Origin of the sequence: Mucilaginibacter terrae, from assembly GCF_042679325.1 — a bacterium.
Taxonomy (GTDB): domain Bacteria; phylum Bacteroidota; class Bacteroidia; order Sphingobacteriales; family Sphingobacteriaceae; genus Mucilaginibacter; species Mucilaginibacter terrae.
In genome coordinates, this window is the sequence record NZ_JBHTMJ010000003.1 from 53068 (window position 1) to 65883 (window position 12816).

General features: G+C 41.0%; 13 protein-coding genes. 4 read left to right on the plus strand and 9 right to left on the minus strand.

The features are described from left to right. Nucleotides 1-262 precede the first annotated feature (262 nt). Nucleotides 263-1126, plus strand: coding sequence for an AMP nucleosidase (locus tag ACFQ3S_RS02240; RefSeq protein ID WP_377160803.1), 864 nt, complete (start codon nucleotides 263-265; stop codon nucleotides 1124-1126). A gap of 185 nt (nucleotides 1127-1311) precedes the next feature. On the opposite strand, the gene ACFQ3S_RS02245 is transcribed toward ACFQ3S_RS02240, so the two are convergent. The 6 genes from ACFQ3S_RS02245 to ACFQ3S_RS02270 form a co-directional block, all read right to left on the minus strand. Then, entirely contained in the window at nucleotides 1312-2604 is a 1293-nt protein-coding gene (locus ACFQ3S_RS02245; RefSeq protein ID WP_377160806.1) for an anthranilate synthase component I family protein, read from the minus strand. A gap of 228 nt (nucleotides 2605-2832) precedes the next feature. Continuing rightward, a complete protein-coding gene (locus tag ACFQ3S_RS02250; protein WP_377160809.1) occupies nucleotides 2833-4110 on the minus strand; it encodes an adenylosuccinate synthase in 1278 nt (425 codons plus the stop codon). Continuing rightward, a complete protein-coding gene (locus tag ACFQ3S_RS02255) occupies nucleotides 4111-4740 on the minus strand; it encodes a nucleotidyl transferase AbiEii/AbiGii toxin family protein (RefSeq protein WP_377160811.1) in 630 nt (209 codons plus the stop codon). Further along, nucleotides 4695-4988, minus strand: coding sequence for a DUF6922 domain-containing protein (locus ACFQ3S_RS02260; RefSeq protein WP_377160813.1), 294 nt, complete (start codon nucleotides 4986-4988; stop codon nucleotides 4695-4697). The genes ACFQ3S_RS02255 and ACFQ3S_RS02260 overlap by 46 nt, the downstream gene beginning before the upstream one ends. A gap of 6 nt (nucleotides 4989-4994) precedes the next feature. Then, a complete protein-coding gene (locus ACFQ3S_RS02265) occupies nucleotides 4995-5462 on the minus strand; it encodes a Fur family transcriptional regulator (RefSeq protein ID WP_377160815.1) in 468 nt (155 codons plus the stop codon). A gap of 150 nt (nucleotides 5463-5612) precedes the next feature. Further along, the gene (locus ACFQ3S_RS02270; RefSeq protein WP_377160818.1) at nucleotides 5613-7850 is read right to left on the minus strand and encodes a RelA/SpoT family protein; all 2238 of its coding nucleotides are present in this window, start codon (nucleotides 7848-7850) and stop codon (nucleotides 5613-5615) included. Nucleotides 7851-8007: 157 nt separating this feature from the next. Here ACFQ3S_RS02270 and ACFQ3S_RS02275 point away from each other — a divergent pair, with 157 nt between their 5' ends. Genes ACFQ3S_RS02275 through bshB1 form a run of 3 tightly spaced genes read left to right on the plus strand, consistent with a single transcriptional unit; the run spans nucleotide 8008 to nucleotide 9809 of the window. After that, on the plus strand, nucleotides 8008-8571 hold the full coding sequence (locus ACFQ3S_RS02275) for a DUF4294 domain-containing protein (protein ID WP_377160821.1): 564 nt from the start codon (nucleotides 8008-8010) through the stop codon (nucleotides 8569-8571). After that, the gene (locus ACFQ3S_RS02280; RefSeq protein WP_377160824.1) at nucleotides 8572-9090 is read left to right on the plus strand and encodes a glutathione peroxidase; all 519 of its coding nucleotides are present in this window, start codon (nucleotides 8572-8574) and stop codon (nucleotides 9088-9090) included. Further along, complete coding sequence (gene bshB1, locus ACFQ3S_RS02285) at nucleotides 9090-9809, plus strand: bacillithiol biosynthesis deacetylase BshB1 (protein ID WP_377161838.1); 720 nt, start codon at nucleotides 9090-9092, stop codon at nucleotides 9807-9809. Before ACFQ3S_RS02280 ends, bshB1 begins: the two co-directional genes overlap by 1 nt. 98 nt (nucleotides 9810-9907) lie before the next feature. Here the strand turns inward: bshB1 and ACFQ3S_RS02290 are convergent, their stop codons facing one another. The 3 genes from ACFQ3S_RS02290 to ACFQ3S_RS02300 all read right to left on the minus strand — a co-directional run bounded on the left by ACFQ3S_RS02290 (nucleotide 9908) and on the right by ACFQ3S_RS02300 (nucleotide 12775). Next, complete coding sequence (locus ACFQ3S_RS02290; protein WP_377160826.1) at nucleotides 9908-10336, minus strand: hypothetical protein; 429 nt, start codon at nucleotides 10334-10336, stop codon at nucleotides 9908-9910. 478 nt (nucleotides 10337-10814) lie between these two features. Beyond that, nucleotides 10815-11708: a 1-aminocyclopropane-1-carboxylate deaminase/D-cysteine desulfhydrase gene (locus tag ACFQ3S_RS02295; protein WP_377160828.1), complete on the minus strand. Its 894-nt coding sequence runs from the start codon at nucleotides 11706-11708 to the stop codon at nucleotides 10815-10817. Nucleotides 11709-11716: 8 nt separating this feature from the next. Next, nucleotides 11717-12775 (minus strand): DUF6588 family protein, encoded by a 1059-nt coding sequence (locus ACFQ3S_RS02300; protein WP_377160830.1) that lies wholly within the window; start codon nucleotides 12773-12775, stop codon nucleotides 11717-11719. Nucleotides 12776-12816 lie beyond the last annotated feature (41 nt).

Consider the following 12816-nt stretch of genomic DNA (forward strand, 5'->3'; position numbering starts at 1 on the left):
GTATATTTGTAAAATCTCATATACAAAACACGAACCCTGGTGAAACGCCGGGGTTTGTCGTATCTATAGATTTTTGAAGGGAAATATCCTTCATAACTGGTTACAAAAGCGCTCATAATGCCCGCCGAATTATTGTAACCAATACATTATAACAACGCTCAGCTAACAGTGATGTCTTAAAATTGTCCGGTAAACCCGGAGGTTTTCGTGTACACCTAACACTTAGCGGCAACAAAACATTAATTAAAAAAGGAGAAAGAATATGAATGAAGAAATGGATGTGAACAAGGATGCTGCGATAGTGGAGCAATCTAAAAAGGTAAAGGAAGTGCAAACGCCTATAAAGAATGGTTTGAAAACCAAGGAATCGATAGTGGAGAACTGGTTACCACGCTACACAGGAAGAACTTTGAAGGATTTCGGCGGATACATTATTCTCACTAATTTTTCCAAGTACCTCACCCTGTTTTCACAATGGCATGATGAGGCGCCTATTATGGGTTTGGATAAACCTATGCAAAGCGTATCGGCCAATGGCATCACCATGATCAATTTTGGTATGGGGAGTTCGGTTGCCGCTACGGTAATGGACCTGCTAACCGCTATACACCCTAAAGCGGTTATATTTTTAGGCAAATGTGGCGGCCTAAAAAAGAAAAACAATGTAGGTGACCTTATTCTGCCTATAGCAGCCATCCGCGGCGAGGGTACATCAAACGATTATATGCCTGCCGAAGTACCCGCACTGCCTTCGTTTGCGCTACAGAAAGCCATCTCAACCACTATACGCGATATGGGCAAGGATTACTGGACAGGTACCTGCTACACCACTAACCGCCGCGTTTGGGAACATGATAAAGAATTTAAGAAGTATTTGAAAGTACTGCGTGCCATGGCCATTGATATGGAAACCGCCACTATTTTTACTACAGGTTTTGCCAATAAAATACCTACCGGCGCATTGCTGCTCGTATCCGATCAGCCAATGATCCCTGAAGGTGTTAAAACAGCCGAAAGCGATTCAAAAGTAACCGAACAGTATGTAGAAACACACCTGAAGGTGGGTATTGAATCGTTGAAGCAACTGATCAATAACGGTTTAACGGTAAAGCACCTGAAGTTTTAAACTTATTTCTATTCCCCTCTTGAGAAGGGTAGGGGTGTGTTAATGGATAACACATCCACATATTTGTCATCTCGAACAGTTATGAGAGATTTTGTTTAAGTAGACTCGGCGTGCCCGTCAGTCAAAACAAGGTTTCTCGTTATCCATTCGAAATGGCATTTTTTGTTTTAGGGAGTAATCGAAAATCAAAGTCCTCCCTCCCGGGGAGGTTTTAGGAGGGGGCTTAACACCTGCAAAATAGCCTGCGCTTTCAATAAGCATTCCGCATATTCCTGCTCGGCATCTGCGTCAAAAGTAATGGCACTACCCACCTGAAATGATAAGTATTGATTAGCTGAATTATACAAAATTGTACGTATTACCACGTTAAAATCGAAATTATCATTAGGGCCTATATAACCTATAGCCCCAGAGTAAACTCCTCGGCGTGTGCGCTCATAATGCTCCATTAATTGCATAGCGCTTAGCTTGGGTGCCCCGGTCATGCTACCCATAGGGAAAGTATTACGGATAGCTTCCACTGGTGAAAGCCCCTCTTGCAACTGGCAGGTAACCGTAGAAATCATTTGGTGTACCTGTTCAAAACTGTAGATGCCAAATAATTCTTCAGTTCGTACAGTTCCGGCTTCTGCCGATCTGGTTAAATCGTTACGTACCAGGTCAACTATCATCACGTTTTCCTGCTGCTCTTTGGTATTACTACGAAGTGCGAGTTTAATCTCTTCATCTTCCTCTATTGTTCTACCCCGCTTGGCCGTACCTTTGATAGGCTGTGAAATAAGTTTATTACCTCGTTTGGCCATAAACCTTTCGGGCGAAGCACACAAAATATATTGCTGGTGATATTTAAAAAAGCTGGCAAAAGGGGTGGGGGAGAGCCGGTTCAGTTCCTGGAAGATTGTTAAAGGATCAACAAAGGCTTCTTCTGCAAAAAACTCCTGACAAAAGTTGGTGACATAAATATCACCGCGTATAATGTGTTGCCTGATGTGGTCAAACGTATCTATATATTCCTGCTTGCTAAAACGCGATTGTAGTTTAAGTTTAGGAAAATGATAGGGAGTCGCAATGTTTTGCTGATGGATAAGTTCCCATACCTGCTGTGTATTATCTGCAATAATCTCTACTTCGTTACTACGGATAATCAACAAATATTTTGGAACAAAAAAGTATAGATCGGGAAATTGGAGGTTGTCCGAGTTTTGAGAGGTTAACTGTTCAAGTTCGTTTTTAAGATCATACCCCAAGAAGCCGGTTATCCAACCGGTATATTTTTGCCGGAATTGTGCCAAAGCTTTAAACGCTTCCCCTGCTTGGGCTGTTACCTCATTTGTTACCCCAACGGCTATTAATGCATCAAATTCAGCGTAAGCACCAGTATGATGATTGCTGTCTAAATAACAGCACACCTCAAACGAGGCAGCCCATTGCATGGCCTGCTGTTTAAAAAGTTGAATATTAGCTGCCTGAAAGATCATTTATGCAAAAATAGTACTTACATTAAAAGGCCGGAGTTCCGGCCTTTTAATGTATTTGGTTGTCATTACTTTGGTACTTGCATGAGGCAGCTTGTGCTGTAAGTATGCGCTTGTTGAACACTTGGCAATGTATAAGCTATTTACAAGCTCAGACACTGACAAACTTACATAGCTGTCATTTTACGTTTTAACTCATGGATTAAAACTCGCATTAACAGGTTGGTTAAACTAATGTAAAACCAAAGTTTGAACCCTATTCGGGCCAACAGACAAATATTTAACCGGCACTTCTAATTCCGCCTCTAAAAAATCGATGTAAGATTGCAGCTTGGCAGGAATCTCATTTAATTCGGTAATGCTGGTAATATCTTCGTGCCAGCCATCTATCTCTTTTAATACCGGCTCGGGCTTTATAGTACAAATATCGTACGGCATGTAATCAATCACTTCGCCCTGGTAGTTATAGTGGGTACAAGCATAAATTTTTTCAAAACCGCTTAATACATCAGCTTTGGTCATTACCAATTGGGTAACACCGTTAAGCATAATGGCATACTTTAAAGCCGGAAGATCTATCCAGCCCGTGCGGCGCGGACGACCGGTAGTTGCACCAAATTCGTGACCTATCTGGCGCAATTCTTCGCCCAAATCATTATCTAACTCGGTAGGGAAGGGGCCGCCACCTACACGGGTGCAATAAGCTTTAAAAATGCCTATCACTTCGCCTATTTTGCTCGGAGCAATACCTAAACCGGTACAAGCGCCGGCTGTAGTAGTGTTTGAGGAGGTTACAAAGGGGTACGATCCAAAATCAATATCCAGCAAAGCGCCTTGTGCACCTTCGGCTAAAACTTTTTTACCTTGTTTCAGGTAATCGTTCACCAAATGCTCCGAATCAACCAGCGGGAACTGTTTCAGCAATTCCAAAGCCTCAAAAAATGCTGCTTCACGCTCGCTGAAATCCACCACATCGCCATACAAGGCTTCTAACATAGACGTGTGTTTTTGTACGAGTTTGTCATAACGTTCTTTAAAATCGGGCAGGGTAATATCGCCTATTCGTAAACCGTTACGTCCGGTTTTATCCATATATGTTGGGCCAATACCCTTTAAGGTAGAACCAATTTTGCCTTCGCCCATTTTTTTCTCGTTGGCGGCATCCAGCAATTGGTGAGTAGGAAGGATCAAATGCGCCTTTTTAGCGATCATCAAATTCTTTTTGGCCAACAGGTCATGACCGGCGTCTTTCAGCTTGTCCAACTCCTTTTTCAGGGTAATAGGGTCAATTACCACACCATTACCAATCAGGTTCATGGTGTTATCGAAAAATATACCCGAAGGGATGGTGTTCAGTACGAATTTTTTGCCGTCGAACTCTAAGGTGTGCCCGGCATTTGGGCCGCCCTGAAAGCGGGCGATCAGGTCATATCCTGCACTCAATACATCAACAATTTTTCCCTTGCCTTCGTCGCCCCATTGGAGGCCTAATAAAACATCAACAGCCATTTAATTTTTTGTCTTAATATATATATTAATTTGTTGTGTAATTTCTTTCTTGATCTTTTTCCATTCTAAATTTTTGAAGCAATGCGGATCAGGTTGCATGTCTGCTTCAACAAAATAAGTCATGGACTTTAATACCATCATTAAGGAATTATTAGGATACCTGTTCTCATAAAAGCTGAGCATTTTGTTAAAATCATAATGATTTAACAATTCGTAAATATCCCAAAAGTCTTTTTTAGCACCACGGCCGGCAATAGCATTGAGTTTGAGTGCAATAATATCTTCTACCGATGCAAATCTAATATCTTCTTGTACATCGCTATTATATGTAAACTTTTCAAAGGTAGTTACAAAGTCTACTTTAACGTTGTTAATGTAAGCGAAAAATAAACGGGGACTTTTTATTTCCTGAAAGGTGAAGGAAGCGTATTTGCTTGAGAGTTCAAAAATAATGTTTTCTTTGTCGAAAGCCGTGTCGGTAAACAGGTCTAAATCTATTGAACTTCGGTGGCCTAAAAATAAAGATAATGCCGTGCCACCAACTAATCTGAATTGTTCCAGTTCCGGTAGTTGCATTAATTCTTTCAGTAAACCCAAAGTTCCGGGTTCAACTGTTTCTTTATGTAGCATTTAAAGTCTCTTGGTTCAAGATCAAATATTGCACAGCAAAAGTAAATTTCTTTATCGCCAATCCAACTTGCATTTACAATTTCTTTCCTGATTTTTTCATTACCGTAAAAGTTTTTTAATGCCAGGAAATCATCAAACGAACCTCGGTCAATTACCTTTTCAATAACGTACCGCGCATGCTTATTATAGTCAATATTGTTCATATCAACATCCCAAAAAGCTTGCTTCGATAGCGTTGGTTTATCCATTATGGCTTAATTTCTTCTATCGCAGTAACCCTCTTTTAATTTACTGCAATTGCCGTATAAATTTAAAGAGTGGTGCTTAATTTCAAACTTCAACAAATCGCCCATCATGCTTTGTATTTGCTGAATGCGAGGGTCGCAAAACTCTACCACTTTACCGCAATCAATGCAAATAATGTGATCGTGCTGTTTGTAGCCGTATGATTTTTCGAACTGGGCCATATTTTTACCAAACTGGTGCTTGGTCACCAAATCGCACGATACCAACAGTTCGAGGGTGTTATATACCGTGGCGCGGCTTACCCGGTACTTTTTATTTTTCATGTGGATGTATAACGATTCCACATCAAAGTGATCACTTCGCGAGTAAATTTCTTCCAGAATGGCAAAGCGCTCGGGCGTTTTACGCAAACTTTTATTTTCGAGATACGCCTCGAAAATTTTTTTAACCATATCAATGGTTTCCTGTAGAGGCATAATATTAAAGTAGGTTAACGAGATTCAAAGGTAGAAAATATACAATAGAATAAAGAGTACAGAGTCAAGAATCAAGACAGGAGAATGTAAAATCGATTAGTGGGATGCATACCCTGCTCTGTACTCTTGATTCTGTATTCTATACTCTTTTTACGACGCTTTTTCGAACGGCCTGGCGCTGGCAGCCGAATCAAACCGGGTTACGCCGGTTACGCCTTTAATTTGTTTGAGGTGTTTAATAAGATTGTCCAGGTGATGAGTATCGTTCACATAAACCATTATGGTACCCTCAAAAATACCGTTATCGCTGTCAACGGTAATAGAACGCATATTCACCTTAAAATCGTGTGATATAACGGTGGTTAGTTTGTTAATTAATCCTACATCGTCTATACCGGTAATGCGTAGGCCTGTTAAAAAGGCCAGTTCATGCTGTGTGGTCCACCGGGCTTTTAAAATGCGGTAACCGTAATTAGCCATTAATTTTGCGGCGTTAGGGCAGTTAGTGCGGTGTACTTTAATACCTTCGCTTACTGTAATAAAGCCGAACACATCATCACCTGGTATAGGATTGCAACACGAAGCCAGTTTGTAATCTATCTTTTGCATGTCTTCGCCAATAAGCAGTATATCACTGTCTTTAGCTTTAACATTACGCATCAGGCTTTGCACCTGTTCCGGGTCTATTTTATCTTGTGGTTTGTTTTCTACCGCACGGTCAATAGCCTGGTATTCTTTCAGGTCTTTAAGGTCGATAATACCCTTAGCCACGTTGTAAAACAAATCCTGGGTAGAAGATAACTTGAAATGATAAGATAACTTATGGATATTATCGGAGTTATAAGTGATTTTTAGCGACTTGAGTTTACGCTCTAATATCTCCTTACCATCCTCCGCTATCTTGCGCTTTTCTTCTTTTAACGATGATTTGATCTTTGCTTTGGCCTTAGCCGTAACCACAATATTTAGCCAGTCTTCCTTGGGTGTTTGCTTACTGGAGGTGATGATCTCCACCTGGTCGCCGTTCTGTAGGTTATAGTTCAGCGGAACCAGTTTATGGTTTACTTTAGCGCCTATACAACTGGCACCCACATCAGAGTGGATCTCAAATGCAAAATCGAGCGCAGTGGCGGTGGATGGCAATTGGATCAAGGCACCTTTCGGTGTAAAAATGAAGATCTCGTCGCTAAACAAGTTCATTTTAAAATCATCCAGAAAGTCGAGCGCGTTACTATCAGGGTTACGTAATAGTTCGCGTACCTTGTGGATCCACAGATCTAAACCGCTATCGCTTGATGACTCTTTATATTTCCAATGTGCGGCAAAACCTTTTTCAGCAATCTCGTTCATGCGCTTGGTTCGGATCTGTACTTCTACCCATTGGCCACGCGGACCCATTACGGTGGTATGTAACGATTCGTAACCGTTTGCTTTAGGTGATGATACCCAGTCGCGCAACCTGTCGGGGTTCGGGCGGTACGAGTCGGTTACTATAGAATATGCCTTCCAGCAATCAGCCTTTTCCATGTCTGTGGCACTATCTAAAATAATACGGATAGCAAACAGATCATATACTTCCTCAAACGGAATAGCCTTTTTCTTCATCTTATTCCAAATGGAATGGATGGATTTAGGGCGGCCGAATATATCGGCGTGCAGCCCCTGGCTTTCCAGCACGCTTTTTATGGGTTCAATAAAATCCTGAACAAACTTTTCGCGTTCGGCCTTTTTCTCGTTGAGCTTTTTCTTAATGAACTGGTAGGTTTCCTGTTCCATATATTTCATAGAAAGGTCTTCCAGTTCCGACTTAATGGCATACAAGCCCAGGCGATGTGCCAATGGGGCATACAAATACACCGTTTCCGATGAGAGCTTGAGCTGCTTATCGCGCGGCATAAACTCCATGGTACGCATGTTATGCAGGCGGTCGGCCAGTTTAATCAAAATCACCCGCACATCATCGGCCAGGGTAAGCAGCATCTTGCGGAAGTTTTCGGCCTGCAGCGAACTATTGGTATCAAAAACCCCCGATATTTTGGTTAGGCCATCTATAATTTTGGCTACTTTTTTACCAAACTCGCGTTCAATGTCTTCTAAGGTGATATCGGTATCTTCTACCACATCGTGCAGCAAAGCGCATACAATAGAGGTGGTACCCAGGCCTATTTCTTCGGCGGCAATTTGTGCTACGGCAATAGGATGGTATATATACGGCTCGCCCGATTTGCGGCGCATGGCAGCATGGCTTTCCAGGGCAATATCAAAGGCCTTACGTATCATTGTTTTGTCCCCTTTTTGCAGGGTAGACTTTGATGCACGCAGTAAAGCACGGTATCTTTTTAATATTTCCGCTTTTTCGGCTTCCAGATCAATCACTAAATCTTTCATTACTAAGCGTTTGTTATCTTTATATCATTTTACCGCAACAAATAAATTAATTGCAGGTTATTTTTAAAACACTAAAAAATAGCACTAATTTTGTATAAGTAAATATATGAAATATATCGGTTTGATGCTATTGTTTTGCTGTGTACTGGGGCCTGCCATGTCTCAAAATCAGCCGCCTCGCCTTAAGGTAGGCAAAAATGATACCATACAAACATATTTAACCGACCTTGACGGGGAATTGGTTCCATGGGTAGTGTTACATGAAGTACCTGTTAACGGCGTAAGGATCTTTAAAACCGAAGCCGACCGCAAAGCTTTTTACCGTTTAAAATACAATGTTTTTAAAGTAATACCTTATGCCCGCATTGCCGGTGATAAATACCGCCAGTTGCAACGCGACCTGGCCGTTACTGCCGATAAGGGTAAACAAAAAGAATTAATTAAAGCATGTGAAACACAAGTAAAAGAGTTGTTTAATACAAAAGTTAAAGACTTAACCATTACCCAGGGCGAAATTTTGATCAAACTAATTGACCGCGAAGTGGGTACTACCAGTTACGAACTGGCCAAGCAATTAAAAGGAGGTTTTCATGCCTTTATGTTTCAATCGGTAGCACGTATATTTGGCCATAATTTAAAAGAAACTTACGACCCTGATCAGGAACGTGATATTGAAGCCATATTACGCCAGGCCGGCTATTATTCCAACAGATACAATTAAATGAACGAACAAAGTATTTACCAGTTTAGCGTTCAAAAGCTAAACGGTGAAGAAGTGAACTTGAACGATTATAAAAACAAAGTTTTATTAATTGTTAACACAGCCTCGCAATGCGGCTTTACCCCACAGCTTAAAGAGCTGGAAACACTCAGGCATGAATTTGAAGGTCAGGACTTTGAAATACTGGCTTTCCCTTCCAACGATTTTGGGGGACAAGAGCCATTAACAGATTCTACCATTGGTAAATTTTGCAGTATCAACTACGGCGCACATTTCCCTGTATTCCGTAAATTGCGTGTAAAGGGGCTTAATGCACATCCTTTATTTCGCTTTTTGGGAAGCAAAAAAGAAAACGGGCGTGTTCAATCGGCACCTATATGGAACTTTCATAAATACCTGGTAGACCGTAACGGACATGTAATAGATTTCTTTTATCCTTTTACTAAACCTACATCTGGCAAAATCAGGAAAAAAATAGGTCAACTGCTATCGGCACAAGAGGTTTATGCAACAACATGATTAAGCTTGATATTTTAGTATTGCCGGTTCACCCCGATGATGCTGAGCTGGGCTGCGCCGGTATTATCCTGAAGCACAATGCTATGGACAAAAAATCGGGTATCGTTGATTTAACCCGGGGCGAACTGGGCACCCGCGGAACGCCCGAAATACGTGCCAGGGAAGCCGAAGCAGCAAGTAAAATCTTGAATTTGGCTGTACGCGATAATTTAGGCTTGCCCGATGGTTTTTTTCAGAATACGCCCGAGTACCAGCTTAAAATAGTGGAGGTTATACGCCGCTACCAGCCCGAAATTGTGATCACCAATGCCTATTTTGATCGTCACCCCGATCATGGCCGGGCGAGCGACCTGGTGCAAACGGCCTGCTTTTTAGCGGGCTTACGTAAAATAGAAACCTTTGATAACGGTAAATTGCAAGAGGCATGGCGACCAAAGCAACTACTGCACTTTATACAGGATATGTATATAAAGCCCGATATTTTAGTAGATATAAGCGATTATTGGGATACGAAAATAGCGAGTATTATGGCATTTGGTTCACAGTTTCATAATCCCGATTGGGAAGATGAACCACAAACCTACATTTCCTCGCCAGAGTTTATCAATAATGTTGAAGCGCGCGACCGCGAATTTGGGAGGTCTATACAAGCCAGGTATGCCGAAGGGTTTACCTCACGTAAAATATTAGGCGTTGAAAGTTTGTTTGACTTGAAATAGAGGAAGGAAAGAGACAAGATACAAGAACCAAGAAAAGGTTCAGTAAAAATTTCTTGTCTCTTGTTTCTTGTCTCTTATTTCTATGTAATTTTTGAGCTTTAAGATGCTCTCACGTATTCAAAACGGTTGTTCTCTTCACTTCGTTCGCGGCGCAACTTACTTTCGTTAGATAATTTTAATAGAATACCCGAAAGTTCAGAAGTTTTAAATTCTGAATCGTATTGGTCTTTACAGTAGGTGGCTATATCGGCAATAGAATGCGGCTTATCAAAAAAATCGGTTTGCAGCAACTGGTTTAAAACTTTAGTAGCACCTGGTTTACGACTACTGGAGTCTTTTTGATGTGCGCCTTCATCACTATAATTTCGTGTTTTTCTACCGAACGGTTCGTCACCATTATCCCACTCTATCATATTATCTAAAAGCCTGTCAATTATTTTTACTTGTACGGCTTCAGATTGGAATGTATTAATTACATCAGAAATTTCGAGAAGCTGTTTTTTCAATTTCTCCGTTTGTTTGCTCATTTTTTACAGGTAGTAGTAGATCCTTAAATTATTTTATTAGTTAAAGTAGCATAACGAATTATGCAATATTGCAATTAGCAGGTATTAAGAATGAATACCATATATTCACTAATAAAACGTGAAAGCACAATAATAGTATCTTACAAATAGAAAAAAGTGGAATGTGTTGTTTAAATAGCAACCTGTAGAATATTATTACAAATAACAGGTGTATAACGACTATTATACATTCTCTGAAATATGGTTAACTAACAATACGTTAAACAAGAATTTTAAACAAATAGAGCTATCGCTATTATATTTGGTAGATAACCTGTTTTTTTATGTCCAATTAATAAATTATACTAACAAAGCATACTTGAATTTGATTGAAGCAGAATTAGATTTTAAGTTATTATAATATGATAAGAGAGTATAATTGATTAATCTGGTTCGGGCATCATAACTGGGGTTGCATAAACATGAAGTATTAATATGCTTAAAAGTTAAACTTGTTTTTCATGCCTAATAGCCCCCATAGGCCGCCGCTATGCACAGCTAAAATATTACTGCCGGGCAAAAAGTAATTGTCAGCAGCCATGTTGAGCAGGGCATAAAGCATTTTACCCGTATAAACAGGTTCTATCAAAATGCCGGTGGTGGTTACAAAGTGGTGTATGAAAGTTATTAGTTCTGGTGTGGTTTTAGCATAGCCGCCAAAGTGGTAGTTGGTGTGCAGTTGATAATCTGCATCAAAATTTAAGTAGCGGTCAATTTCCTGCCTTATAAAACTGCCATTCTTAAAAACTGGTACGGCATGAAATTGAGTAGGTAGCTGGTTGTGATGTAAGCCGGTAATAATGCCGGTAGCGGTAGTACCTGTACCGCAGGCACAAATCATGTGATCGTAAACCTGTGGCAGTTCGGCCACTAATTCACTACAGCCTTGTACGGCCTCGGTGCAAGCCCCGCCTTCATCAATGAAAAAAGCCTGTTCATCTTCACCGAAATGTCTTTCAAAAAAAGCAGGTTTGTCGCGGTAGCTATCACGGTTGGTAAACAGGAGTTTCATACCATGCATTCGGCATAAAAACAGGGTGTCGTTTTGTACTTCTTCACCACGTACTATACCGGTCGACTGAAAGCCGAACCTGGCCGCCGCAGCCGCGGTGGCCAATAAATGGTTAGAATAAGCCCCTCCAAAAGTAACTAAATGAGTTTTGTTTTCGGCTTGTGCTTTGCGCAATATATATTTAAGCTTACGCCATTTATTGCCCGATATTAAGGGATGGATCAGGTCATCGCGCTTTATGAAAACATGAAGCCCCTTTGCGGCAAACAGCGGGTGCTGCCATTGCTGAACTGGGCTGAAAATTTCAAGATCTATATTCATTAATTGGTTTAGATGCCTATACCCAAACCGGCAGTAACCGATTTATACTGACCTAAGCTACCCGAAGCATAAAACTTTAAGAAAGCCATGTCTAACTGGAAACCGGCATCCACTTTAAAATTGCTGATGCTGTTTTTATTGATATTAACAGGATCGGTATAAACGGTGTACGTAGCTAAGCCATTGCTCACAGGGAAATTACCGCGCAGGCCCACATCTGTTTTAGCCGTATTAAAACCTACAGCGGCAAACGGGGTAAAGAACAACAACTTTTTAGAGATAATGGCCTGTACATTAAACCCGCTGAAGTGTCCTTCAAAACGTTGGTTGCTAAAATCGGTTTTAGTGGTGCTGGCTGCATCGGGTACCCTATTGCCGCTTGGTTTTACATCTAAAGGCAGTTCATAGTTAAAACGGGTGTAACCGGCTGCAATGGCTAAATCAAAAGGTACCAATTTGCCGCCTACTCCACCAAAAATGTCATCCATCAGGTTATGTTTTAAGCCAAAACCTATCATGCCAACCGAGCCTATATTATCGCTTAGCTTAGCCTTAGGAATATAACGCAGGGTTAGATCGGTGCTTTTAATCAAGCCCACTGTTAACTGAATTTGCGGTGCGGGAACAATGGAAGTAACCCGGCCAGGCAATTTAAATTCATCAACTTTAACGTTCTGATCATTGTAAATTCCTAAAGTAGCAGGATTCATATCATTACTACCACCAATGGTAGGCGTAATGGTTGGGCTTCCGGCAACCGGGCGAATATTGCTGTTTAGCCCAAGCTTGGTTACATCGAACGATTTATCGCTGGAGGGTACAAACACACCCGATAGTGAAATTCGTGCTTCAAAATGCAGTAATCCTTTGGTTTTTGCGGTGTTGGTCCAGCCATTGTTTAAGCCGGTACCAAATCCTTTAAATAAGGGGTCGGCATAAGCGTTAATTAATTTAGTGGCATCTCCAGGAGCGGTTTTCAATAACTGCGATATACCATCGCCCTGGGCTTGTGCTTTTAACGATGCGAGTGAAACTAAAGTGATAAGGGATAGTAGAAGTTTTTTCATAGCCAAATGTAATAAAAATTTTACGCCCGCGTTAGCCGTAA